Consider the following 23008-nt stretch of genomic DNA (forward strand, 5'->3'; position numbering starts at 1 on the left):
CCAGAGCACCGCCCCGCCCGCGAGCCATTTCCGGGTCAGTGACCGCGGGCGAGCCACTCCTCCAGGTGCGGGGCCTCCGCGCCGATCGTCGTGTCGTCGCCGTGGCCGGTGTGGACGACGGTGTCCGCCGGCAGGGTCAGGAGTTTCCCGCGGATCGAGTCGACGATCGTCGGGAAGTCCGAATAGGACCGGCCGGTTGCACCGGGACCGCCCTGGAACAGGGTGTCGCCGGTGAAGACGACACCGAGGTCGGGGACGTGGAAGCACACCGCGCCCGGCGCGTGGCCGGGGGTGTGGAGCACGCGGATCTCGGCGCCGCCGACCCGCAGGACGTCCCCGTCCGACAACGTGTCCGCCGGGCGATCCTCATCGTGGGCGAGGCGCCACAGCACGTCGTCGGCCGGGTGCAGCAGCACCGGCGCGCCCGTCAGCTCGGCCAGCTCTGGCGCGGCGTTGACGTGGTCGTCGTGCGCGTGGGTGCACGCGATCGCGAGCACCTCCCGGCCACCGACGGCCTCGGCGATCGCGGCGGCGTCGTGGGCGGCGTCGATCACCAGCACCTGCTCGTCGTCGCCGAGGAGCCAGACGTTGTTGTCGACCTCCCACTCGCCGCCGTCGAGGTGAAACGTGCCGGACGTGACGACCTTCTGCACCCGCATGTCAGAACACCACCACGGACCGCAGCACGTCGCCGTGGTGCATCTTGGTGAACGCGTCCTCCACCTGGTCCAGCGCGATCTTCTCGGTGACGAACGCGTCCAGGTCCAGCCGCCCCTGCTGGTACAGGTCGACGAGGTACGGGAAGTCCCTGGACGGCAGGCAGTCGCCGTACCAGCTGGACTTGAGCGAACCGCCCCGGGAGAAGAAGTCGATCATCGGCATCTCGAGGCGCATGTCCGGGGTGGGCACGCCGACGAGCACCACGGTCCCGGCGAGGTCGCGGGCGTAGAACGCCTGCCGCCACGTCTCCGGCCGCCCGACCGCCTCGATCACCACGTCCGCGCCGAACCCGCCGGTCAGCTCCCGCACCGCCTCGACCACGTCGCCCTGGCCCGCGTTGACGGTGTGCGTGGCGCCGAAACCCTTGGCCCAGGCCAGTTTCCGGTCGTCGAGGTCGACGGCGATGATCTTCGTGGCACCGGCGAGCTTCGCGCCCGCGATGGCCGCGTTGCCGACGCCGCCGCAGCCGATGACAGCGACGCTGTCCCCGCGGGTCACCCCGCCGGTGTTCACGGCGGCGCCGATGCCCGCCATGACCCCGCAGCCGAGGAGGCCCACCGCGGCGGGCGACGCGGTCGGGTCCACCTTCGTACATTGTCCACTGTGGACGAGAGTTTTCTCGGCGAACGCGCCGATGCCCAGCGCGGGCGACAGCGCGGTCCCGTCGGTGAGCGTCATCGGCTGCGCGGCGTTGAACGTGGCGAAGCAGTACCACGGCCGCCCACGCAGGCAGGCACGGCAGGTGCCGCACACGGCACGCCAGTTGAGGATCACGAAGTCACCGGGCTCGAGGTCGGTCACCCCGTCCCCGACCGACTCGACGACGCCGGCGGCCTCGTGCCCGAGCAGGAACGGGAACTCGTCGTTGATGCCACCCTCGCGGTAGTGCAGGTCGGTGTGGCAGACCCCGCAGGCCTGGACCTTCACCACCGCCTCCCCCGGCCCCGGGTCCGGCACGACGACCGTCGCGATCTCCACCGGAGCACCCTTCGACCGGGCGATGACGCCCCGTACCTCCTGAGCCATGTGCCGCCCTTTCCCATGCGTCGTCACGTATGGGTAACTTCTACCAGCCCGGACGCCCGAGGGCAGGGAGCGAGCGGGCGCTGTGGCACGGATCCAGAAAATTGTCGGTGCCGTGCGCGACCATGCGCACCATGAGCGACAACGTGGTGACCGACCGGCCCCTGATCGGCGTGGACGGCCTCGCGGCGCCGAAGTGGGCGGCGTCGGACCGGGCGACCGCCAACGCGAGCTGGTGGCAGACGGTCCGCTCGGTGCCCGCGGCGGTGGCCACGGTGGCCGGGTACTCCTGGCAGGCCTCCCGCGGGCTGACGGTCCTCGCCGCGGTGCTGCACGTGCTGTCCGGCTGCGTCACGGCATTCGGCCTGCTCGCCACGGCGGACGTGCTCGTCCAGCTGCTCGAACGGGGCCCGACGCCCGAGCGGGTGGTCGCGTCGCTGCCGTCGATCGCGCTCGTGGCCGGGGCGTTCTCGGTCGGCGCGCTGCTGAACGCGGCGGTCGCCCTGGTGCAGGGCATGCTGACCCCGTACGTCGAGTTGGCGGCCCGCGACCGGATGTACCGGGCCGTGCTCGGGGTCGAGGCCGCCGCGTTCGACGACGCCGACTTCCGGGAGCTGGTGCGGCAGGGCGGCGAGCGGGGCGCACAGGCCATCCGCAGTTCGACACAGGGGGTCGCCGACCTCCTGTCGTCGGCGGTGTCGATGGTCGCGGCCATGGCCACGGTGGCGATCTTCAGCGGCTGGCTGCTGCCCGCGCTGCTCGTGACGGCGGGCGTCGACGCGTGGGCCGCGATGCGTGCCGCGAAGCTGAACTACGAGTCGTTCCTGAAGATGGTCACCCGGGACCGGCAGCGGTGGGTGATCGGGGACCTGATCACCGACCGCGACGCGGCGCTCGAGGTGCGCGCGTTCACCGCGCAGCCGACGCTGCTCGCGGAGAACCGCAGGGTCGCGAACATCCTGGCGGAGGCGGCGATCCAGGTGGAGCGACGGCAGACGTGGATCCAGCTCTCCGGCCGGGCGGCGGCCGGGGCGGGCACCGCACTGTCCTACGTGGTGCTCGGCTGGCTGCTCTACACCGAGTCGATGCCGCTCGCCCTCGCCGGTGCCGCGGTGGTCGCCATGCGCACGGGGTCCACCGCCCTGCGGAACACGATGTACCAGGTCAACCGCTTGTACGAGCACAGCTTCCACATCGACCTGTTCCGCACGCTGTTGTCCGACGCGAAGACCCGCGGCGGGCCTGCGCCCGTCACCGACGCCCCGGTGAACCCGGCCACGATCGAGCTGCGGGACGTCACGTTCACCTACCCCGGCCAGGACACGCCCGCCGTGGCCGACGTGTCGCTGACGCTGCGGCGGGGCGAGGTCGTGGCACTCGTCGGGGAGAACGGGTCGGGCAAGTCGACGCTGGGCAAGCTGATCACCGGCCTGTACCGGCCGACCGAGGGCCAGGTGCGGTGGGACGGCGTCGACATCGCCACCGCACACCCGCACACCGTGCACACGCAGGTCTCCGTCGTCACCCAGGAACCGCTGCGCTGGCCGGTCACCGCCGCCGACAACATCCGGGTCGGGCGTCTGGACCGCGACGGCCGCGACGGCACGCTGTGGACCGAGCACGCGGCGACGTCCGGCGCCGACGAGGTGATCGAAACCCTGCCGCGCAAGGAGAACACGATCCTGTCGCGGTTGTACGAGGAGGGCAAGGACCTGTCCGGCGGGCAGTGGCAGCGGCTGTCCGTGTCCCGCGGCGCCTACCGCGACGCACCGGTGCTCGTGGCCGACGAACCGACCGCCGCGCTCGACGCCCGGGCCGAGGCGAAGGTGTTCAGCGCGTTGCGCAAGGCAGGCCGCGACGCGGGCGGTGAACGCACGACGGTGCTCGTCACCCACCGCCTGGCCAACGTGCGGCACGTCGACCGCATCATCGTTCTGGAACAGGGCCGGGTGACCGAGGACGGCACGCACGAGGAGCTGATGGCTCGCGGTGGGCTCTACGCCGAGCTGTACTCACTGCAGGCGGCGGCCTACCGCTGACGGGCACCGTTCAGTTGTAGCTCGCCTGGCCTTCGATCTCACCGTGCAGTTCCGGGTGGTACCGACCGTGCCTGTCCTCGTCGAACTCGCCGTGCAGGCGCGGGTCGAAGGGGCCGTGGATCTCGGGGTGGTACTGCCCGTGCACGTCCGGGTCGAACTCGCCGTGGACGTCCGGGTGGTACTGGCCGTGGACGTCCGGGTGGAACCCGCCGTGCAGCCCCGGGTGGAACTCGCCGTGCCACTCCGGGTGGAACTGGCCGTGCATGCCCGGGTGGAACTGGCCGTGGACGTCCGGCTGGTACTGCCCGTGCACGCCGGGGTGGAACTGGCCGTGGATGCCCGGGTGGTAGTCGCCGTGCCACTGCGGGTGGAACTCGCCGTGCACCTGCGGGTGGAAGTCACCGTGCCACTCCGGGTGGAACTGGCCGTGCATGCCCGGGTGGAACTGGCCGTGCGCGTCCGGGTGGTACTGCCCGTGCACGTTCGGGTGGTACTGGCCGTGCACCTCCGGGTGGTAGTCGCCGTGGCTCGCCGGGTGGTACGCGCCGTGCTGGTCCGGGTCGTAGGCGCCGTGCGTCGACGGGTGGTACGGGCCCTGCTGGTCGGCCGGCTGGTAGTGGCGCTGCATGGCACCGGCGGTCTGCGGGCCGACGATGCCGTCGGGCTGCAGGCCCTCGGCGCGTTGGAAGTCCACCGTCGCGCGGTGGGTCGCCTGCCCGAAGTGGCCGTCGACGTCGAGGCCCGCGCCCATCACGTCGTTGAGCTTCTCCTGCCACTCCGACACTTCCCGGCCGCGGCTGCCCAACCGCAGGTAGTCGTCGCACCGCCCGCTGCCGGACGACCGCCTGCCACCGCCGCTGCCACCACCGCCGGACGCGGCCGCCGCGGCGGCACCCGCGTTGGCGTTCCCGCCGGTCGCGCTGCCGCCCGACGCGCCGGCGTTGCCGCCCCCACCGCCGTGCGCGGTGTTGGAGTTGGTGCTGTGGCCGCCCTGCGCCTCGTTGGTGTTGGTGATGTTGACGTTGACGACGACGGGCCCTGTCGACCCGCCCGCACCGCCCTGCGCGGAGCCGCCTGCCCCACCGTGCCCGGAGCCGCCGTCGCCACCCTGACCGGTGCCGCCCGCGCCACCGGCGCCACCGGCACCGCCCGCCCCGCCCGCACCACCGGCGCCGCCGGAGCCGCTGCCCGCGCCGGAACCCGAGCCGGCGGGCGGGTCCTCCTCACCGAAGATCTCGTCGCCGACCCACTTGCCGACCCGCCGTCCCACCTCGTCCAGCGCGGGACCGACCCCGGGGATGTCGATGAGGCTCGCTTCCATCATGCTCGCGTCGCCGGAAGCCACACCCTCGTCGTTCTGCCCCATGACTCCACCTCGTTCCCACGCGATGTCGGTACATGGCAGGTATAAGGCACGGCGGGGGGCCACCGCCCTGGACAAGACGCGGCCAAAGAGGCGGCCGGTGCGGACCGATCGGGCAGGACTACCGGTTCGGCCGCGCCACCTCGATGCCGACGTCGCCGCCGACCCGCAGTGCCATCGTGCGGGTGGGCTCGACGGTGAAGCCCGCCGCCGCGATCCGGCGGGACACGGCGTCGCCGACGTTGTCCCGCATGCGTTCGTTCATCCGGCGCCCCATGCCGTGGCCGTGCCCGCGCTCGCCGACCACCGCGTCCGCCAGGACCAGCACGCCGTCGGGACGCAGCACCCGGCGCACCTCGGCGAGCAGCTCGTCCTTCACCGCGGTGTCCAGGTGGTGGAGCATGAGGCTGGAGAAGACGCGGTCGAACGAACCGTCCGGATAGGGCGGTGCCTGCGCGAACCCGCGCTCCAGCCGCACCGCCACCCCGGCGCGCGCGGCCTTGCGGCGGGCGCGACCGAGCGCCTTCGGGTCCGGGTCCAGCCCGGCCAGTTCGACCTCCGGGTGCGTGCGGCCGGTGGTCCGCAGCAGGTTCCCGGTTCCGCAGCCGACGTCGAGGACACGCAGCCCCGCCCGCAGCCCGGCGAGCCTGATCATCTCCTCGTGGACGGGTTGCAGCCCGAACACGTGGTGCACCACGTCGTAGAGCGGGAGCAGCCAGTGCTTGCCCATACCCGGGAGGTAGTCCCGCTCGTCGTGTGAATGAGACGTTCTTTCGGTCATGACGCCATTCTGGGTGGGCTGGACGCTGTGCGGGTGTGCCTATCCGTGGCACGAGTGGGACGATCTGACGGTGAGGACCGTGCGAGCCGCACCGGACCGGGACCGGCCGGCGACCTACTCCATGCGGCCCGCCCCCGGCGAGCCGCCGGTGATGGCGTGGCGCCTGACCCACGACTGGCAGTCCCAGGGCCCGTTCGAGGAGCACGCGCACGACTTCCCCGGCCTCGTGTACTTCCCCACCTCCGGCGGCACCCTGCGCACCGGCAGGCGCGCCTGGCCGGTCGCGGCCGGTGACCTGTTCGTGGTCGCGCCCGGTGACGTGATGGGCCACGTCCACGCCGCGGATCTCGCCGACGCCGACGGCTGGGGCGTGTTCTTCACCGCCGACGCCCTCGGCCCGGACGTCCCCGGCGCCCACCTCGCGTGGCGCACCCACCCGTTGCTGTTCCCGTTCGTGCGGGGCGGGGCGATCGGCGCGCTCCGGCTGCGGGTGCCCGCGGCGGACCGGCCGACGTGGCTCGCGCGGGTGCTGGCGCTGGACGACGAGCTCACGCGGCGCGAGGACGGGTACCGGGAGGCCGCGCTCGCCCACCTGGTGCTGTTGCTCGTCGCCGTCTCCCGGCTGGCCGCGGACGTGGTGGGCGACCTGCGGGAGAACTCCGAACCGCTGCTCGCCGAGGTGTTCGCGGTCATCGAGGAGCGCTACCCCGAGCCGCTGTCGCTGCGGGACGTGGCGACCGCGGTCAACATCTCCCCCGGCCACCTGACCACCACGGTCCGCAAGCGCACCGGGCGCACGGTCCAGGAGTGGATCACCGAGCGGCGCATGGTGCAGGCCAGACGGCTGCTCGCGGCCACCGACCTGCCGGTCGGCGAGGTGGGCAGGCGGGTGGGCTTCCCGGACGCGGGCTACTTCGCCCGCACCTTCGGCAAGGTCCACGGCATCAGCCCCGCCCGGTGGCGGCGGGCGGGCCCGGCCCAGGCATGAAACCGGCGTGAAAGTGGCAGCGAAGTACCGGTCCCTAGCGTGCCGCCCCGAACGATCGAGCTATTCGGGGAGGAAGACTCGATGGGAATCCGTTCTGCACTGGGAGTGCTCGGCGTGGCGGCGGTGGCGTTCGCCGCCGTACCGGCGGGCACGGCGGCGGCTCTGCCGGAACGTCCGGCGTTCCAGCTGCCGTTCCCCTGCGGGGACAAGATGTACATGGGTTACGGCTCGCTGTCCGACCACGCGCCCGCGCTGGACATGTTCCGCAACCCGTTCGACGCGACCGAGGGCAACCCGGCCGTGGCGGCCGCGGCCGGGACCGTGACGCTGTCCTACGACGACCCGCCGGGCGCGGGCAACATCATCCAGATCGACCACGGCAACGGGTGGTTCACCACGTCGATCCACCTCGCCGACCGGGTCGTCGAGGTGGGCGACCAGGTGGCGCAGGGTGAGCTGATCGGCCACATCGGGCACACCGGCGAGACCTCGAACGGCGTGCCGCACCTGCACTTCGAGCAGGGGTACGACGAGAACGGCGACGGGTACGCCGAGTGGGGCATGGTCGACTCCGAGCGGGTGGTCCAGGTCTTCGACGGCGTCGAGTACGACCCGGCGACCAGCGACCAGGAGATCTACCTGACCAGCAACAACTGTGGCGGTGGGCCTGGCCCCGACCCGGAACCCGAGCCGGAGGAGACCGCGCTCGCGTACACCGGGCCGGAGTCGGTCGGCAACGGGTCGGCGGCGGAGTTGTCGGCGACGCTGACCACGACCGACGACGAGCCGGTGGCCGACCAGGAGGTGGAGTTCGCGGTCGGTTCGGGTGCGGGTGCGCAGACCTGCGCGGGCACCACGAACGACGACGGGGTCGCGAGCTGCACGGTCGACGAGGTCGCGCAGCCGCTGACCGACGACGCGACCGTGCCGCTGACCGTGTCGTACGCCGGGAAGGAAGGCGAGTACCTCGAGTCGGAGATCACCGAGGAACTGCTGCTGCGGTACGTCACGGGCCGTGCGTACGGTCTCGCCGCGAGCCTCAACGTGCTGGGGGTGCCGCTGCCGGTGGCCGCCACACCGGACACCGGTGCGGTGCGTGCGGCGGGTGAACGGGCGGGCGAACCGGTGTGCGTGCAGAACGTGAACGCGGTGGTGCTGTCGGCCGCGGCGCTGTGCGCGGACGTCTCCGCCACGGCCGACCCGTTCGGGGTGACCGCGACGTCGACGGTCGGGGACGTGCGCATCGGGTTGCCGGGGCTGCCCGTGCTGACGCTGTCGGGGCTGACGTCCACGTCGGCCAGTGACTGCGACGGCTCGACCGGCACGGTGGACCTGGAGCTGACCGTCGCGGGCAGGCCGGTCGACGTCGGCGACGCGCCCAACTCGACGGTCGACCTCGGCGTCGCGGGCGCGAAGCTGGTGGTCAACGAGCAGGTGACGACCGAGGACGGGCTGACCGTCAACGCGGTGCACCTGACCGCGCTCGGCGGCGTGGACGTGGTGCTCGCGTCCAGCACGTCCGCCGCGCACCACTGCGGCTGACCAGCACGCGGCGCGCACTGAAGGACCCCTGCGGAACATCCCGAACGTTCCGAAGGGGTCCTTCTGTGTGCCGAGTCAGGCGGGCACGGCCCGTTTCCGGTGCGCCGTTCCGGAACCCACCGCGACGAGCACGGCGCCGATCGCGAGACCTCCGAGGGCGACGTGCACCGCCGTCCACTCGGCGCCGCTGATCGCCACCACCACCGCCCACGCGATGCCACCCGCGGCCGCGACCACGCCGGCGCAACCGCAGAGCGCGGCGATGACGACGGGCAGTCCCGGCCGTTTGCCCTTGCCTGCCAGGAACATCGCGACGAGCCCGGCGACGTGCAGCAACCCCGCCAGCACCACGCCGCCGACGAGGGCCACCCCGGCCGTGAACCAGGACCCGCGCATCGCGAGGACCATCGCCAGCACGACCACACCCAGGCCGCCGAGCGGGCCGAGCGCGAGCGCGCCGAACCACAGGAAGCCCAGCAGACCCGCCGATCCGGGACGCGGTACGTCAGCCATGTCCCAGTTTCTCAGACCTCCGGCTCAGCCGCTGACGAGCGGCAGCAGGTTCGGCCGCCACACGCCGTCGTGCTCGCGCGCGGTGCGCAGCCGCTCCGCGGGCACCTCGCCGTACGTCGTCGTCCGCTGGCGTGCCGGGCGGCCCGCCGCCGCGGCCAGCGCCTCCAGCCCGGCGATCGTCTTGTAGCTGCCGTTCTCCGACCCGGCCATGCGGCTGATGGTCTCCTCCATCAGCGTGCCGCCGAGGTCGTTCACGCCACCGCGCAGCACGTCCACGACACCCTCGTCGCCGAGTTTCACCCACGACGTCTGGATGTTGTCGATCCGCCCGTGCAGCAACAGCCTGGCGAGCGCGTGCACGGCGCGGTTCTCCAGGTGCGTGGGGCCCGGGCGCGCGATGCCCGCCAGGTACAGCGGCGCGTTCGTGTGGACGAACGGCAGCAGCACGAACTCGGTGAACCCGCCCGTGCGTTCCTGGAGGTCCCGGATCAGCTTGATGTGCGCGACCCAGTGCGCCGGGTTGTCGACGTGCCCGTACATCATCGTCGACGTCGTGTTGATGCCCAGCTCGTGCGCGGTGGTCACGACCTCGACCCACGAGGCGGTGGGCAGCTTGCCCTTCGTGAGCACCCACCGCACGTCGTCGTCGAGGATCTCCGCGGCCGTGCCGGGCAGCGAGTCCACACCGGCCTCACGCGCGGCCGTCAGCCAGTCCCGGATGGACATGTCGGTCCGGGACGCGCCGTTCACGACCTCCATCGGCGAGAACGCGTGGACGTGCAGGCCCGGCGCGCGTTTCTTCACCTCGGCCGCGATGTCGAAGTACGCGGTGCCGGGCAGGTCGGGGTGGATGCCGCCCTGCATGCACACCTCGGTCGCGCCGACGGCCCACGCCTGCTCGGCGCGCTGCCCGACCTGTTCCAGCGACAGCGTGTAGGCGTCGCTGTCGGTGCGGCGCTGGGCGAACGCGCAGAACCGGCAGCCGGTGTAGCAGACGTTCGTGAAGTTGATGTTCCTGGTGACGACGTAGGTCACGTCGTCGCCGACGGTGTCGCGGCGGAGGTCGTCGGCCAGCGCGGCGAGCGCCTCGATCTCGTGGCCGGGTTGCGCGGACAGCAACGTGAGCGCGTCCTCGTCGGACAGTCCCGCCGGGTCGGCCTCGGCGTGCCGCAGCGCGGTCGAGAACTCGCCCCGTGCCCGCGCCCCCGGCATGGCGGTCACCTGTTGCCGCAGCTCGTCCCAGTCGCCGTAGACGGAGTCGAAGTCGTCGCGGCGGTCGGTGGTGCGGCCCTCGGTGTCGATCGAGGCGTGCAGGTCGGTGCGCCCGGACGAGACGAGCGCGACCTCCGGCTCCTGCCACGGCCTGCCCACGATCTTCGCGGCCGGGTCGGCGAGGCCCTGTTCGTCGGCGAGCGCGGCCACGTGCGGCGCCACGCGCGGGTCGAGCCACGGCTCGCCGCGCGTCACGTACTCCGGGTAGATCGGCAGCCGCTCGGCCAGCTCGAACCCGGCGGCACGCGTGTGCTTCTCCAGCTCCGCCAGCTGCGGCCACGGCCGTTCGGGGTTGACGTGGTCGATGGTCAGCGGGGACACGCCGCCCCAGTCGTCGATGCCCGCCCGCAGCAGCAGTTCGAACTCGCCGGCGATCAGGTTCGGCGGCGCCTGGATGCGCGTCTTCGGCCCGAGCACGAGCCGCGCGACCGCCACGGTCGCGGCCAGCTCGGCCGCCTCCACGTCGGGCATCCCACGCATGGCGGTGTCCGGCTTGGCACGGAAGTTCTGGACGATCACCTCCTGGATGCCGCCGTACTGCCGTGCCACCTTGCGGATGGCGAACAGCGTGTCGACGCGCTCGGCGAGGGTCTCGCCGATGCCCAGCAGGAGCCCGGTGGTGAACGGGACGGCGGAGCGGCCCGCGTCCTCCAGCACCCGCAGCCGCACGGCGGGTTCCTTGTCGGGCGAGCCGTAGTGCGGGCCGCCCGGCTCGGACCACAGGCGGGTCGCGGTGGTCTCCAGCATCATGCCCATCGACGCCGACACCGGCTTGAGCCGCTGGAAGTCCTGCCAGGTCAGCACGCCCGGGTTGAGGTGCGGCAGCACCCCGGTCTCCTCCAGGATCTTGATGGAGATCGCGCGGACGTAGGACAGCGTGTCCGGGTACCCGGCCTCCTCGAGCCAGGTTCGTGCCGCCTCCCAGCGGGCCTCCGGCTTGTCGCCGAGCGTGATCAGCACCTCGCGGCACCCGGCGGCGGCGCCCTTGCGGACGAGGTCGAGCACCTCGTCCTCGGACAGGAACGCGGCGGGCAGCCTGCCGGGCACGGTCGCGAACGTGCAGTAGTGGCAGCGGTCGGCGCACAGCCTGGTCAGCGGCACGAACACGCTGCGGGAGTAGGTGATCGTGCGCTCCCGGCCGACCGCGGCGAGGCCCTGGTCGCGGACCCTGGACGCCGCGTCGAAGAGCGCCTCGAGCTGCTCGCCCCTGGCGTGCAGGAGGGTCTCGGCCTCGGTCGCGTCGAGCGCGGCACCGTCCCGTGCGCGGCGCAGCGCCCGCCGGATCGCCGTCTCGTTCGGTACGAAACCCTCCACAAGCTCCCCTTCCACAGGCGACTCAGCCCCCAAGCTAGCCGCCACCCCTGACAGTCAGGCACGTGATGGTCATCCCAACCTCGCCGGCGTGCGGATCATTCCGACCGGCTCGGAGTTGAGGAGGACTCGCGTCTCACCGCACGGACAGCGCTGGTAGATCACCCAGCCCTGGCTCGTGACGTGGCTGGACGTGGTCTCGAACCGGTGCGATGGAGTCATGGCCGCCAGTCTGCTGTAATGGTCCTATGCATCTGAACCCTTACGGCGAGGATCCGGTCCGCTTCGCGATCGACCTGGTCCTCGCGCCACCGCGGTCGGCCGCCGAGCTGGGCAGACGGTGCGCGGCGGCCGGTGTGGTCGTCGACGCCAAGCCCGTCGACGACGACCTGCACGAGCTCGAACGGTTCCTCGCCCGCTGGCTCGGGGTGGTCGACGCGACGACGACCGGGCAGCGGGCCGAGCGGCTCAACGTGCTGCTCGCACAGTCCTCGGCGTACCCGAGGCTGACCGACCACGCCGGCGACGGCTGGCACATCCACTACCGCGACGCCGACCTCCCGCTCGCCGGGGTGCTGCGCGCGTTGATCAGCGTCGGCACCGCACTGCACCTCACCGGCCGCGGCATGACCCGGCTGCGCCGGTGCGCGCTGGAGGAGTGCCGCGCCCCGTTCGCCGACTTCAGCCGGGGCGGCCGCCAGCGCTACTGCTCCCCCGGCTGCGCCAACCGCGACGCCGTCCGCCGCCACCGCGCGAAGAAGTACGCGTAGTACTCCCCCTGTCGTAGGCGGAAAGCCGTCCGGGAGCCGACGACACCGGGCGCGGTGGCGCGGAGACTCGTCCCATGACCACGATCAGCCGTCTCGCGGGCTCCTTGCAGAGCAGCTGGACCGACGGGAGCCGCGTCGAGCGGATCGCCTACACCGTCGGCGGGTTGCTGTTCCTCAGCGGACTCGCGCACCTCGTGGTGCTGGTCGTGTCGGGTGGCACCTGGACCGGGCCGCTGTCGCTGCGCAAGCCGACGACGTTCGGGCTCTCCTTCGGACTGACGCTCGCCACGGTCACGTGGGTCACCCACTTCGTCCCGATGGCCGCCCGCACCCGGACGGTGTTGCTGGGCGCGTTCACGGTGACGTGCGTGGTGGAGACGGCGCTCGTGTCGCTGCAGGCGTGGCGCGGTGTGCCGTCGCACTTCAACTTCGAAACCCCCGTCGACACCGTGGTGTCGACGACGCTCGCCGCGGGCGGGTTCGCGATCGTGATCACGACGATCGCCATGACGCTCACCGCGTTCCGGTCCGCGCGGATCGGCTCGCCCGCGATGCGCCTCGCCGTGCGGTTCGGGTTCGCGACGTTGCTCGTCGCGCTGGCGGTCGGGGCGGCGATGATCGCGACCGGTTCGACCACCGCGCGCGGACCGGACCCGTCGGCGGCGTACACGACCGCGGGCTTTCTGAAGCCCGCCCACGCGGTGACGATGCACGCGATTCTCGTCATCCCCGCGCTCGCCTGGCTTCTGACGTTCACTCGTTGGAGTGAGAATCACCAACTGAACATCGTCCGGCTCGGTGTCGCCGGGTACTCGTTGCTGAGCATCGTGGTCATCGTCGAGTCGGCGACGCACACCTCTCCGCTCGCCGCTCCGCCCCTGGCCATGGCGCTTTCCGGCCTCGGACTGGCGGCTCTCGCGACCGCCGGCGCGCTCGGGTTGTCCGGCGCGCTGGCCCGTCCGCGAGTACGCCGGAACGTGAGATCCGCTCAATAGACTGACGTGGTGCCAGTGCGGAAGTCGAAAACAGGACGAACCCAACAGGAACGCAGCGCGGCGATGCGGCGCAGGCTACTCGACGCGACCGTCGAGAGCCTGGTCAAGTACGGCTACGCGGGCACGACCACCACGAGAGTCACCGAGCTGGCCGGTGTGACGCGCGGAGCGCAGGTACACCACTTCCCCACCCGCGCGGATCTCGTCGCCGCCGCTGTGCGGCACCTCGCGGCCAAACGGGCGGACCTCGCGTTCGAGAAGATCGACGCCGTCCGCACCGCTCCCGATCCGCTCGACGCGGCGCTGGACCTGATGTGGGAGGTGCACCAGGGGCCGATCCAGTACGCCACGATGGAGATGTGGATCGCCGCCCGCACCGATCCGGAGCTGCGGGACCAGATGACGAAGGTCGAGCCCGCGGCTCGCGCGTCGCTGATCGAGTTCACGGAGGCCGCGTTCGGTGAGTACGCGGGCAACCCCCGCTTCCGTCATGTGCTCTACACGGCCATGGACGCGATCCGTGGCATCCTCCTCATGGGACTGTCCGACGAGGCTCCGGAGAACGCCGGAAAACGCTGGCGCCGCGCGAAAACCGACCTCCGCGATCTGATGGACGCCGTCCTGCCGGGTGTTCCGCAGCGGCGCGTGTGAGGCCTGTCGGGAACATGCGCCCTTGTTCCCTCCGGGGGTCCTCGCCGGACGGGCTGATCTCGGGAGGGGCCTCTCGATGTGGTCTCGGGACCGCCTCCGTTGGTCTTGGGAGTCGGGCTCAGGTCAGGTCGACGTCGAGCAGCGGTGCGCCACCGTCGATGAACAGTCGCCCGCCCGGTACCAGGGCCGCCCGGATCCGTTCCCGCGCGCGGACTCCTTCCCGTGGGTGACGGCCGTCGAACGCGCCGACCCGGACCGCGAACGCCAGGTCGAACCGCGGCTCGCCGTCCACCAGCTCGAAATCCTCCGCCGCCACCTGACGGACGCTGAGCAGCCCGCTCGCGATCTCCGCCGCGGCGTTGCGCTCGACCAGGGCGACCCCCTTCGCCGAGCGGTCGATCACCAGCACGTGGCCGCCTGGCGCGATCCGCGTGCACACGGCCTTCGCCGCGGCGCCCGGTGCGCCGCCGATCTCCAGCACGCGCATCCCGGGGCGCAGCGGCAACGCGTCGACGATCGCGGCGAGACGCGGTGACAGCGCGGCCATCAGGGACGCATCAGCGGCGCGAGGTAGGCGCGGGCGAACGCGCGCACCTCGTCGTCGCTGTCCAACGGGATCGCGCTCTCCGGCATCAGCGTGAACGAGATCGCCAACCGCACGAACAACTCCGCCACGCCCTCCGGGGTCCGGTCAGCGACCGGCGTCCGCGCACCGCCCTGCAGCACGAGGAAGTCACGCGCCGCCGCGACCACCAGCGCGCCGTTGGTGGTCAGGTACGGCAGCAGCGCCTCCGGATCCGAGGCCAGCAGCCGGTTCAGCAGCCGGTCGGCGCGCGCGTACCGCACCCCGACCACGAACCCCTCGACCAGCCGGTCCTCCACAGTGGACACACCGGCGACCGCGGCCGCGATGCTGCCGAAGAACCGCCGGGACTCGCGCACCAGCACGGCCTGCACGAGCGCGTCCTTGCCGTCGAAACGCCGGTACAGCGTCGCCCTCGACACGCCCGCTCGTTTCGCGACGACGTCCACGGTCGTGCGCCGCAGGCCGTAGGTGAGGAACTCCGCGAGCGCGGTGTCCAGAATGGACTCCCCGACCTCGTCGGTCGACGGGTCGGCGAGCACCAGCTCCAGGAGGGAGCTCATCCCAACGGCCCGATTCCCGCCCGCCGGTAACCGGCACGGGCCCGTGCCGTGTAGCGCACGCGTGCGGGCAGCAGCGGCCAGGTGCGGCGGATCGCGGTGCGCAGCGTGCGGTGGCGGCGCTCGTCGCGGTCGGTCCACGTCTCGCCGATCATCTCCCGCACCACGGGTGGCAGCGTACCGACCGAGTGCCACCACAGCGGCCTGGCGGTCGGCTTGCGCGCGAGCCGGTAGAGGAACGCGGGCACGAGCGGGAACGTCGCGGGCGGCTCCTTGGCGAAGGAGATCAGCCCGCGCGCCGCCGGGGTCAGTTCGAGGCGCTCGCGGCACATGGTGTCGAACCACACCTGGAAGGTCGGGAAGTCCGGCGGCACGAGCCGGTCCGACACGCCGTACGCGCGGTAGGCGCCGCGGCCCTCCTGGTACAGCCGCTCCTTCTCCGCGTCCGTCATCGGGTGGTCGAACAGGTCGATCATCTGGAACAGGGCGTCCCAGATGGTGGCGTGCGCCCAGAAGTACGTCTCCGGGTCCAGGGCGTGGTACCGCCTGCCCTGGGCGTCGACGCCCTTGATGTGCGTGTGGTAGTCCCGGATCCGCCGCGCGGTCCCGGCGCCGTCCGGGTAGTCGAACGTGACCCCCTGGATCTCCGGCACCGACCGCAGCACCCGCTCCCACGGCTCGTTGAAGAAGTCCGAGTGGTGCTCGACGCCCGCACCGAGACCCGGGTGCATCAACTGGAGCAGACCGGCCTTCACCAGCAGCAGGTAACCGCGGACTTCGCCCGCGTACCGCCAGTGCAGCGTGCCCGGCCCGGGCATCCCGAGGGTCGGCTCGGTCCGTACCACCTCGGTCATACCCGCTCCTGAGTCGATGAGACAGTTGTGACTCTTTGTATCACGGGTTCGTTCCGGCCGGAACCACCTAGGCTGTGCGGGTGGACCTGGAGCTGCGGCACCTGAAGGTCGTGTGCGCCATCGCCGAGCACGGCAGCGTCACGAGGGCGGCCGCGCACCTCGGGCTCGCCCAGCCCGCGCTGACCGCCCAGCTCAACCGCATCGAGCGGGCGCTCGGCGGGCCGCTGTTCGACCGCGACCACCGCGGCGCGCGCCCCACCGCGCTCGGCGAGTTGGTGCTCTCCCGCGCGAAGGTCGCGCTGCCCGCGGTCGCCGACCTGCGGCAGGAGGCCGCGCGGCTCGCGAGCACGCCGGTCGCGACCATCCGGTACCGCATCGGCTCGGTCGGCAACTCGATGGTCAGCGGGCTCATGCGGCGGCTGTCGCACAGCAGGCCGGACACGAGCGTCACCACGCAGGCGTCCTGGTCGGCGCTGGAGCTGACGGAACTGGTCGCCGCGGGCAAGCTGGACTTCGCGATCATCGGCGTGTGCGGCGACGCGCCCCCACCACCCGGCCTGGAGTGGCGGCTGGTGGCGGTCGACGCGGTCGGTGTCCTGCTCGCCGACGACCACCCGCGCTCCGGTGGCGACGAGGTCCACCTCGCCGACTTCGCGGCCGCGCGGTGGGCCGCCACCCCGGGCGACGGGTGCTTCGCCGACTGCTTCGCGGCGGCGTGCGCACGGGCCGGGTTCACGCCGGAACCCATGTACGAGACGGACCTGCGGGTCTGCGTCGACCTCGTCACGAGCGGACAGGCGGTCGCGTTGTGCCAGCCGACGTTCCGCGAGCAGCCCGGGGTGCGCGGGTACCCGTTCGCCGGCGCGCCGCTACGGTGGCGGCACCTGCTCGGCTGGCACCCCGAGGCACCCGCCGACGCGGTCGCGGGCCAGGTGCACGAGTTCGCGCGCGAGGCGTACCGGGACTCGCTGGCACACAGCCCGAGCTACGCGCGATGGCTGGTCAGGCACCCCGGGTTCGGTGCATAAGACGGGCGTTATGGCCCAACTGGTATGTCCCCTGGCGCGCCGGGTCGTCCTAGCGTCTCCCTTGTTGATCCACCCTGCTTTTGCTGTCAAGGGAGACACCGAAACATGGATCGAAGACTCCGTTCGGGCATCTTCGTCGCGGCCCTGATCACCGGGCTCGCGACCGCCCCCTCGGCCACGGCGGCACCACCGCCGTCGGCCGCACCGCCCGCCACACAGAACGCGGTCATGCTCGCGGCGATGCAACGCGACCTCGGGCTCACCGCCGACGCGGCGGTGGCCCGGCTCGCGTCCGAGAATCGGGCCAACGACACGAACCTGGCGCTGCGCAAGGACCTCGGCGACACCTACGCGGGTGGCTGGCTCGCCGGCGGACGGCTCGTCGTCGGCGTGACGTCGTCGGCCGCCGCGTCGTCGGTGCGTGCGCACGGCGCCACGGCACGGGTGGTGGCGCGCAGCGAGAAGGCGCTCGACACCGTGCGCTTCTCGTTGGACCGCAACAAGTCCCGGGCGCCGAGGACCGTGCCCGGCTGGTACGTCGACGCCCCGTCGAACACGGTCGTGGTGTTGTCGAGACCGGACGCGACCGCCGCCGCGTGGCGGTTCGTCCGGGCGTCGGGGGTCGCGACGGACGCCGTGCGCGTGGTGGCGTCGAACGAGTCGCCGCGGCCGCTCATCGACGTCGTCGGCGGGAACGCGTACTACATCGGGTCGGGCACGCGGTGCTCGGTCGGCTTCTCGGTGCAGGGCGGGTTCGTCACCGCGGGCCACTGCGGCCGGACCGGCGCCACGACCTCGCAGCCCAGCGGCCAGTTCGCCGGTTCGAGCTTCCCCGGCAACGACTACGCGTGGGTGCGGGTGAACGCGGGCAACACCCCGGTCGGCGCGGTCAACAACTACGCGGGCGGCCGCGTGGCGGTGGCCGGGTCGCAGGACGCGGCGGTCGGGTCGACCGTGTGCCGGTCCGGTTCCACGACCGGCTGGCACTGCGGCACGATCCAGGCCCGCAACGCGTCGGTGACCTACCCCGAGGGCACGATCACCGGCCTGATCAGGACCAACGTGTGCGCCGAGCCGGGTGACTCCGGTGGTTCGCTGCTGGCGGGCAACCAGGCGCAGGGCGTGACGTCCGGTGGTTCCGGCAACTGCCGCACCGGCGGGACGACGTTCTTCCAGCCGGTGAACGAGATCCTGCAGGTGTACGGCCTGACGCTGGTGACGAACGGCGGCGGCGAGCCGCCCGGTGGCGATTGCGAGGGGTCGCTCACCGGGAACCTGGCGTCCGGCGCGACCGCCGTGCAGCCGAACGGCAGCTACTACCAGTCCACGACGAGCGGTGCCCACACCGGTTGCCTGGACGGCCCGTCGGGTGCGGACTTCGACCTGTACCTGCAGAAGTGGACCGGGTCGTCGTGGGCCGACGTCGCGAGCGGCACGACCCCGAACCCCGACGAGACGGTGTCCTACAACGGGACCGCCGGGTACTACCGGTACGTCGTGCACGCGTACAGCGGGTCCGGCGCCTACACGCTGGGGTATTCGCGCCCATGACCGTGGTTGACGTCGACCGCCTGGTCGACGACCTGGCCGACGTCATCCACGGGGTGGTGCGGGCGGTGGCGTGCGCTGCGGACGGCACGCCACTCGCCACCTCGGCCGGCCTGCCGTCGGCCCAGGCGAACCAGTTGGCTGCTCTCGCCGCTGGGGTCGCCGGGCTGACGGCGGGCGCGGCGTCGTTGCTGGGGGCGAACCGCGTGCACCAGACGACGGTCGAGATGGCACGGGGCGTGCTGGTGCTGACCACGCTCAGGGACGGCACGCATCTGGCGGTGCTGACCGTGCGCGAGTGAGGGGGACGGCCTCGCCTGTCGGTCGATCACCTGACGCGGAACCCGCCCCGAGGTCTGCGATGCTGCGGTCCATGGGAATCTTCCGGCGCCGGGGCGACGACAACCAGGACCTGCTGGCCGAGCTGCTCTTCCAGGGCGAGAGCATGATCGAGCAGTTGGCGCAGGCGCACCGGACGTGGGGGCTGGGCACCGCCGACCGCTGGGACCTCGACCAGCGCACCGGGATCATCTCGTGGACGTTCCCCCACGGGGTCGCGAGCGCGCCCGCGCAGATCGTCGCGAGCTACAACCCGTCGGCGGGCAGCTGGCTCTGGTCGTGGGCCAACCAGAGCATCCTGCCCGGCATGAGCCGGGACGCCCACGCCATGCGCGAGTGGGGCGCGGCCAACGGCGTCGCCGTGCTCACGCAGCCCAAGGTCGACACGGACGACGAGACGGCCGCCAGTCTCGCGGCGCTCGCGGTCCGGATCACCAGGGCGACCGGGTTCTACCGGGGCACCGGCGCCGCCGCCGTTCCGATCATCACGTTCGGCGCGGTCACCCTGACCGACCAGGACGGCGCCACCCGCCAGTTCACGATCGACGTCGCCGATCACCGGTGACGGTCGCGCTGCGATAGTTGTCGCCATGGACCTGGCCGACCTGTACCGCGACCTGCACCAGCACCCCGAACTCGGCTTCGCGGAGACCCGCACCGCCGCCGTCGCGGCGAGGGAGCTGCGCGCCGCCGGGTTCGAGGTGACCGAGGGCGTCGGCGGCACCGGAGTGGTCGGCGTCCTGCGCAACGGCGACGGCCCGACGGCGCTGCTGCGCGCGGACATGGACGCCCTGCCGGTCGAGGAGAAGACCGGCCTCCCCTACGCGAGCACCGTCGTGGTCGACGGCACCCCGGTGGCACACGCCTGCGGTCACGACGTGCACGTCACGTGCCTGGTCGGGGCTGCCCGCGCGCTGTCCGCCGACCGGTCGAGCTGGTCGGGCACCGTGCTCGCGGTGTGCCAGCCCGCGGAGGAGATCGGCGGCGGCGCGGAGGCGATGGTCGCCGACGGGCTGTTCGAGCGGTTCGGCAGGCCGGACGTGGTGCTGGGCCAGCACGTGGCACCCATCCCGGCCGGGGTGATCGGGCTGCGGCCGGGTCCGGCGTTCGCGGCGGCCGACTCGGTCCGCGTCACGCTGCACGGCCGCGGCGGGCACGGCTCGCGCCCCGAGGCGGCGGTCGACCCGGTGGTGATGGCCGCGTCCGTGGTCCTGCGGCTGCAGACCGTCGTCGCGCGGGAGACCGCGGCCACCGACACGGTCGTGGTCACCGTCGGCGCGATGCGCGCGGGCACGGTCGCCAACATCATCCCCGACGACGCCGAGCTGCTGCTCAGCATCCGCACCTACGACCCGGACGTCCGGGCCCGCACCCTCGCCACCGTGGAACGCATCGTCCTGGGCGAGGCGACCGCGTCCGGTGCGCCCAAGCCACCCGAGATCGTCGTGGAGACGAGCTACCCGGCCGCGGTCAACGACCCCGAGGCGGCCGACCGGACCCGCCCTGCGCTCGCGTCGGCGGTGCCGATCGTGGTGGACCCGGGGCCCGTCACCGGCAGCGAGGACGTCGGGGTGTTCGCCACGGCGGCCGGGGTGCCGCTCGTGTACTGGCTGCTCGGCGGCGCCGACCCGGGGACGTTCGCCGGTGCGACGTCGCTGGACGAGATCCGCGCGCGGGTCGCCGACCTGCCCGCCAACCACTCGCCGCTGTTCGCGCCGGTCGTCGACCCGACGCTCGACCTGGGCACCGCGGCCCTGACCGCCGCCGCCCGCGCGTGGCTGCCCGTGACCTGAGCGGCGTGATCCCGTTCACAGCGCTCAACAGGTGCGCAGCCCGCGACGTCAGTGGGTCAACGGCCCGCGGCGATCTTCCGCGACTCGGCCGCGAACACCCGGGGCGGGCGGTGAACGGGAGGACACGTGGAACGGCGAGGGGACGGTGACCGGCCCGCGGCGAGGTCGCGGGCCTGGATGCACGAGCCGACCGTGCCCGCGAGGCGAGCTGTCCGGGGACCGGACGACGCTGCGCGCCGAGGGCGGTTCGCGCTGGCCGGCGGCAAGCTCGTGCTGGGGGTGGTGTCCGCGCTGGTGCTCGCGGGCACCGGCTACTACTGGTCGCAGCTGACGGACTTCGCGCAGGACGTGGTCACGATCGACGTGATCAGCGGCGCGGCGGACGACGGGCCGCCGATCGACGGCGCGGTCGACATCCTGCTCGTCGGGATGGACTCGCGGACCGACGCACACGGCAACCCGTTGTCGCGGGAGCAGCTGGCGATGCTGAACGCGGGCAAGGCCGACGGCGTGCTCAACACCGACACGATCATGATGATCCACATCCCGGTCGAGGGCGGAAGGGCCACCGGCATCTCCATCCCCCGCGACGCCTACGTCGACATCCCCGGCTACGGCAAACACAAGATCAACTCCGCGTACTCGCGGAAGAAGAATGACGCACTGGCGTCCCTGCGCGACGAGGGCGTCACCGACCGGCGCACTCTCACCGTGGAGTCCAACAAGGAAGGCGCCGTCAGCCTCATCGCGACCGTGCAACAGCTGACCGGGGTCACCATCGACCACTACGCCGAGGTCAACCTGCTCGGCTTCTACGACATCACCAAGGCGATCGGCGGCATCGAGGTCTGTCTCAGGGAACCCGTGAAGGACGCCGACTCGGGCGCGAACTTCCCGGCGGGCCGCCAGAACCTGTCCGGTGCGCCCGCGCTGGCGTTCGTCCGGCAACGCAAGGGGCTGCCGAACGGTGACATCGACCGGGTCGCCCGCCAGCAGGTGTTCCTCGCGGGCATGGCCAGGAAGGCGTTCTCGGCCGACCTGCTGGCACCGGGCTCGGAGACCATGCGCAGACTGCAGCAGGCGGTGACCAAGTCCGTCGTGCTCGACCAGGGGTGGAACATCATCGAGTTCGCGCAGCAGATGGTCGACTTCACCGGCGGGAACCTCACCTTCCAGACCATCCCGCACGGCGACATCGGCATGCCCACCCCGGACGGCAAGGCCGTCGAGGTCGACCCCGCCGAGGTCAGGGACTTCGTCCGCGGCGTCATGCCGGACGACGCGACGCCGAGGGCCCCGGTCGACGGCACGCCGCGGCCCGCGTCGATCACGGTCAACGTGCGCAACGCCGCCCAGGTCGACGGCCTGGCGAGCGGCGTGGCCGGCGTCCTGACCAAGGAGGGCTTCACGATCGGGCTCGTCGAGGACGCCAGCACCCGCGACACCACCGTCGTCCGCCACGCCCCCGGCGAACGGGCGGCCGCCGACCTCGTCACCGCGGCCCTGGCCGCACCGGCCCAGGTCGAGGAGGACGCGAACCAGCAGCCCGGCCAGGTCACCGTCCTGCTCGGCCAGGACTACCCCACAGTCGACGGCGTCGCCCGGCCCGGCCTGCTCGACCTCCACTCCGCCGGGCAGCCGGCCGGCCCACCCGCCGTGGGTGACGGCGTCTGCGTGAACTGACCCGCTACCGGCGGACGGCGTCCTCCGCCTTCGCCCAGTTGCGCCGCAACTTCTCCACGTAGGACTGTGCTTGTGTGCCGGGCGCGGCGCCGTTCGCGACCGCGCTCATGGCGCCCGGCCCCGCGTTGTACCCGATGGCGAGCAGGTCGTCGTGGCGCAACGGCGGGCGCTGCGCCACCGGCAGCCGCGCGGCCAGGTCGTGGAGGTACCAGGCGGCGGCCTCGATCGCGAGGTCCGGGTCGTCGGGCAGCTCCTCCCACCGCCGGTCCGCGAACGGGCGGCCCCGCCTGGTGTCGTCGAACGCGGCCCGGTGCATGTTCGCCACCCCGAACGCCGCGTCCGGGTCGATCTTCTGCCAGGCGCGTTCCAGCTCAGGGTCGTGCGGCTTGTAGGACTCGTTGTAGAGGATCGCCATCAGCAGCACCGGGTTGACCTCCGCCGCACCGGCGTGCTCGACGACCGGGTCGGCGAACTCCGCCGGGTCCTGGTTCACCCCGGTCCGCGATGCCGTCGTCGACGGGACGGGGGTCGCGGACTGGGCCGCGACCGACGTCGGGGACGACTCGACGGGCTGCTCGGCCTCCGGCACCGAACAGCCCGCCATGACACACGCCGCCGCGACGAGCCCCGCCACGGCTCTCGTGCCGGGCAC

At 72.4% G+C, this 23008-nt stretch carries 22 protein-coding genes; 12 read left to right on the forward strand and 10 right to left on the reverse strand.

Going from position 1 to position 23008, the window contains the following annotated elements; translation table 11 throughout:
• Positions 1–35 precede the first annotated feature (35 nt).
• Both ACIBVP_RS09325 and ACIBVP_RS09330 read right to left on the reverse strand, forming a co-directional pair.
• Entirely contained in the window at positions 36–659 is a 624-nt protein-coding gene (locus ACIBVP_RS09325) for an MBL fold metallo-hydrolase (RefSeq protein ID WP_396105546.1), read from the reverse strand.
• A 1-nt stretch (position 660) separates the two neighbouring features.
• The gene (locus ACIBVP_RS09330; protein WP_396105547.1) at positions 661–1746 is read right to left on the reverse strand and encodes an S-(hydroxymethyl)mycothiol dehydrogenase; all 1086 of its coding nucleotides are present in this window, start codon (positions 1744–1746) and stop codon (positions 661–663) included.
• Between the two features lie 131 nt (positions 1747–1877).
• Here ACIBVP_RS09330 and ACIBVP_RS09335 point away from each other — a divergent pair, with 131 nt between their 5' ends.
• On the forward strand, positions 1878–3782 hold the full coding sequence (locus ACIBVP_RS09335; RefSeq protein WP_396105548.1) for an ABC transporter ATP-binding protein: 1905 nt from the start codon (positions 1878–1880) through the stop codon (positions 3780–3782).
• A gap of 10 nt (positions 3783–3792) precedes the next feature.
• On the opposite strand, the gene ACIBVP_RS09340 is transcribed toward ACIBVP_RS09335, so the two are convergent.
• Together ACIBVP_RS09340 and ACIBVP_RS09345 are read right to left on the reverse strand one after the other, a co-directional pair.
• Positions 3793–5148 (reverse strand): peptidoglycan-binding protein, encoded by a 1356-nt coding sequence (locus tag ACIBVP_RS09340; RefSeq protein WP_396105549.1) that lies wholly within the window; start codon positions 5146–5148, stop codon positions 3793–3795.
• Between the two features lie 118 nt (positions 5149–5266).
• Complete coding sequence (locus ACIBVP_RS09345; protein ID WP_396105550.1) at positions 5267–5926, reverse strand: class I SAM-dependent methyltransferase; 660 nt, start codon at positions 5924–5926, stop codon at positions 5267–5269.
• Between the two features lie 70 nt (positions 5927–5996).
• Here ACIBVP_RS09345 and ACIBVP_RS09350 point away from each other — a divergent pair, with 70 nt between their 5' ends.
• On the forward strand, positions 5997–6914 hold the full coding sequence (locus tag ACIBVP_RS09350; protein ID WP_396105551.1) for an AraC family transcriptional regulator: 918 nt from the start codon (positions 5997–5999) through the stop codon (positions 6912–6914).
• 81 nt (positions 6915–6995) lie between these two features.
• The gene (locus tag ACIBVP_RS09355) at positions 6996–8456 is read left to right on the forward strand and encodes a choice-of-anchor P family protein (RefSeq protein WP_396105552.1); all 1461 of its coding nucleotides are present in this window, start codon (positions 6996–6998) and stop codon (positions 8454–8456) included.
• A gap of 75 nt (positions 8457–8531) precedes the next feature.
• Here the strand turns inward: ACIBVP_RS09355 and ACIBVP_RS09360 are convergent, their stop codons facing one another.
• Both ACIBVP_RS09360 and ACIBVP_RS09365 read right to left on the reverse strand, forming a co-directional pair.
• On the reverse strand, positions 8532–8969 hold the full coding sequence (locus ACIBVP_RS09360; protein WP_396105553.1) for a hypothetical protein: 438 nt from the start codon (positions 8967–8969) through the stop codon (positions 8532–8534).
• 24 nt (positions 8970–8993) lie between these two features.
• Positions 8994–11555 carry a bifunctional FO biosynthesis protein CofGH gene (locus tag ACIBVP_RS09365; RefSeq protein ID WP_396105554.1) on the reverse strand — a complete coding sequence of 854 codons (2562 nt, stop codon included), beginning with the start codon at positions 11553–11555 and terminating at the stop codon, positions 8994–8996.
• 245 nt (positions 11556–11800) lie between these two features.
• Between ACIBVP_RS09365 and ACIBVP_RS09370 the strand changes: the two genes are divergently transcribed.
• The 3 genes from ACIBVP_RS09370 (at position 11801) to ACIBVP_RS09380 (ending at position 13968) form a co-directional block, all read left to right on the forward strand.
• The gene (locus ACIBVP_RS09370; RefSeq protein WP_396105555.1) at positions 11801–12322 is read left to right on the forward strand and encodes a CGNR zinc finger domain-containing protein; all 522 of its coding nucleotides are present in this window, start codon (positions 11801–11803) and stop codon (positions 12320–12322) included.
• 74 nt (positions 12323–12396) lie between these two features.
• Positions 12397–13317, forward strand: a complete 921-nt coding sequence (locus tag ACIBVP_RS09375; RefSeq protein ID WP_396105556.1) for a hypothetical protein — start codon at positions 12397–12399, stop codon at positions 13315–13317.
• Between the two features lie 63 nt (positions 13318–13380).
• Entirely contained in the window at positions 13381–13968 is a 588-nt protein-coding gene (locus ACIBVP_RS09380) for a TetR/AcrR family transcriptional regulator (RefSeq protein WP_396105557.1), read from the forward strand.
• Positions 13969–14086: 118 nt separating this feature from the next.
• On the opposite strand, the gene ACIBVP_RS09385 is transcribed toward ACIBVP_RS09380, so the two are convergent.
• The 3 genes from ACIBVP_RS09385 to ACIBVP_RS09395 are packed head-to-tail and all read right to left on the reverse strand — an operon-like array spanning position 14087 to position 15965.
• Complete coding sequence (locus ACIBVP_RS09385; RefSeq protein WP_396105558.1) at positions 14087–14515, reverse strand: SAM-dependent methyltransferase; 429 nt, start codon at positions 14513–14515, stop codon at positions 14087–14089.
• A complete protein-coding gene (locus ACIBVP_RS09390; RefSeq protein ID WP_396105559.1) occupies positions 14515–15114 on the reverse strand; it encodes a TetR/AcrR family transcriptional regulator in 600 nt (199 codons plus the stop codon). Before ACIBVP_RS09390 ends, ACIBVP_RS09385 begins: the two co-directional genes overlap by 1 nt.
• Positions 15111–15965, reverse strand: a complete 855-nt coding sequence (locus ACIBVP_RS09395; protein WP_396105560.1) for an oxygenase MpaB family protein — start codon at positions 15963–15965, stop codon at positions 15111–15113. Before ACIBVP_RS09395 ends, ACIBVP_RS09390 begins: the two co-directional genes overlap by 4 nt.
• An 80-nt stretch (positions 15966–16045) precedes the next feature.
• Between ACIBVP_RS09395 and ACIBVP_RS09400 the strand changes: the two genes are divergently transcribed.
• The 6 genes from ACIBVP_RS09400 to ACIBVP_RS09425 all read left to right on the forward strand — a co-directional run bounded on the left by ACIBVP_RS09400 (position 16046) and on the right by ACIBVP_RS09425 (position 22356).
• Positions 16046–16993 carry a LysR family transcriptional regulator gene (locus tag ACIBVP_RS09400; protein WP_396105561.1) on the forward strand — a complete coding sequence of 316 codons (948 nt, stop codon included), beginning with the start codon at positions 16046–16048 and terminating at the stop codon, positions 16991–16993.
• Between the two features lie 105 nt (positions 16994–17098).
• Positions 17099–18544: a S1 family peptidase gene (locus tag ACIBVP_RS09405; RefSeq protein ID WP_396105562.1), complete on the forward strand. Its 1446-nt coding sequence runs from the start codon at positions 17099–17101 to the stop codon at positions 18542–18544.
• Positions 18541–18843 carry a roadblock/LC7 domain-containing protein gene (locus tag ACIBVP_RS09410; protein WP_396105563.1) on the forward strand — a complete coding sequence of 101 codons (303 nt, stop codon included), beginning with the start codon at positions 18541–18543 and terminating at the stop codon, positions 18841–18843. The genes ACIBVP_RS09405 and ACIBVP_RS09410 overlap by 4 nt, the downstream gene beginning before the upstream one ends.
• Positions 18844–18914: 71 nt before the next feature.
• Positions 18915–19445: a DUF6882 domain-containing protein gene (locus ACIBVP_RS09415; protein ID WP_396105564.1), complete on the forward strand. Its 531-nt coding sequence runs from the start codon at positions 18915–18917 to the stop codon at positions 19443–19445.
• A 25-nt stretch (positions 19446–19470) separates the two neighbouring features.
• On the forward strand, positions 19471–20673 hold the full coding sequence (locus tag ACIBVP_RS09420) for an amidohydrolase (RefSeq protein ID WP_396105565.1): 1203 nt from the start codon (positions 19471–19473) through the stop codon (positions 20671–20673).
• Positions 20674–20799: 126 nt separating this feature from the next.
• Positions 20800–22356: an LCP family protein gene (locus ACIBVP_RS09425; RefSeq protein WP_396105566.1), complete on the forward strand. Its 1557-nt coding sequence runs from the start codon at positions 20800–20802 to the stop codon at positions 22354–22356.
• 4 nt (positions 22357–22360) lie between these two features.
• Here ACIBVP_RS09425 and ACIBVP_RS09430 read toward each other — a convergent pair whose 3' ends face one another.
• On the reverse strand, positions 22361–23008 hold the full coding sequence (locus tag ACIBVP_RS09430) for a transglycosylase SLT domain-containing protein (RefSeq protein WP_396105567.1): 648 nt from the start codon (positions 23006–23008) through the stop codon (positions 22361–22363).

Source organism: Actinophytocola sp. NPDC049390 (assembly GCF_044466355.1).
Taxonomy (GTDB): Bacteria; Actinomycetota; Actinomycetes; order Mycobacteriales; family Pseudonocardiaceae; genus Actinophytocola.

What these genes read in the sequence shown, in the direction of transcription:
- ACIBVP_RS09325 (WP_396105546.1), bottom strand. Translation starts at nt 659, where the DNA reads ATGCGGGTGCAGAAGGTCGTCACGTCCGGCACGTTTCACCTCGACGGC.
- ACIBVP_RS09330 (WP_396105547.1), bottom strand. Translation starts at nt 1,746, where the DNA reads ATGGCTCAGGAGGTACGGGGCGTCATCGCCCGGTCGAAGGGTGCTCCG.
- ACIBVP_RS09335 (WP_396105548.1), top strand. Translation starts at nt 1,878, where the DNA reads ATGAGCGACAACGTGGTGACCGACCGGCCCCTGATCGGCGTGGACGGC.
- ACIBVP_RS09340 (WP_396105549.1), bottom strand. Translation starts at nt 5,148, where the DNA reads ATGGGGCAGAACGACGAGGGTGTGGCTTCCGGCGACGCGAGCATGATG.
- ACIBVP_RS09345 (WP_396105550.1), bottom strand. Translation starts at nt 5,926, where the DNA reads ATGACCGAAAGAACGTCTCATTCACACGACGAGCGGGACTACCTCCCG.
- ACIBVP_RS09355 (WP_396105552.1), top strand. Translation starts at nt 6,996, where the DNA reads ATGGGAATCCGTTCTGCACTGGGAGTGCTCGGCGTGGCGGCGGTGGCG.
- ACIBVP_RS09360 (WP_396105553.1), bottom strand. Translation starts at nt 8,969, where the DNA reads ATGGCTGACGTACCGCGTCCCGGATCGGCGGGTCTGCTGGGCTTCCTG.
- ACIBVP_RS09370 (WP_396105555.1), top strand. Translation starts at nt 11,801, where the DNA reads ATGCATCTGAACCCTTACGGCGAGGATCCGGTCCGCTTCGCGATCGAC.
- ACIBVP_RS09375 (WP_396105556.1), top strand. Translation starts at nt 12,397, where the DNA reads ATGACCACGATCAGCCGTCTCGCGGGCTCCTTGCAGAGCAGCTGGACC.
- ACIBVP_RS09380 (WP_396105557.1), top strand. Translation starts at nt 13,381, where the DNA reads ATGCGGCGCAGGCTACTCGACGCGACCGTCGAGAGCCTGGTCAAGTAC.
- ACIBVP_RS09385 (WP_396105558.1), bottom strand. Translation starts at nt 14,515, where the DNA reads ATGGCCGCGCTGTCACCGCGTCTCGCCGCGATCGTCGACGCGTTGCCG.
- ACIBVP_RS09390 (WP_396105559.1), bottom strand. Translation starts at nt 15,114, where the DNA reads ATGAGCTCCCTCCTGGAGCTGGTGCTCGCCGACCCGTCGACCGACGAG.
- ACIBVP_RS09395 (WP_396105560.1), bottom strand. Translation starts at nt 15,965, where the DNA reads ATGACCGAGGTGGTACGGACCGAGCCGACCCTCGGGATGCCCGGGCCG.
- ACIBVP_RS09405 (WP_396105562.1), top strand. Translation starts at nt 17,099, where the DNA reads ATGGATCGAAGACTCCGTTCGGGCATCTTCGTCGCGGCCCTGATCACC.
- ACIBVP_RS09410 (WP_396105563.1), top strand. Translation starts at nt 18,541, where the DNA reads ATGACCGTGGTTGACGTCGACCGCCTGGTCGACGACCTGGCCGACGTC.
- ACIBVP_RS09415 (WP_396105564.1), top strand. Translation starts at nt 18,915, where the DNA reads ATGGGAATCTTCCGGCGCCGGGGCGACGACAACCAGGACCTGCTGGCC.
- ACIBVP_RS09420 (WP_396105565.1), top strand. Translation starts at nt 19,471, where the DNA reads ATGGACCTGGCCGACCTGTACCGCGACCTGCACCAGCACCCCGAACTC.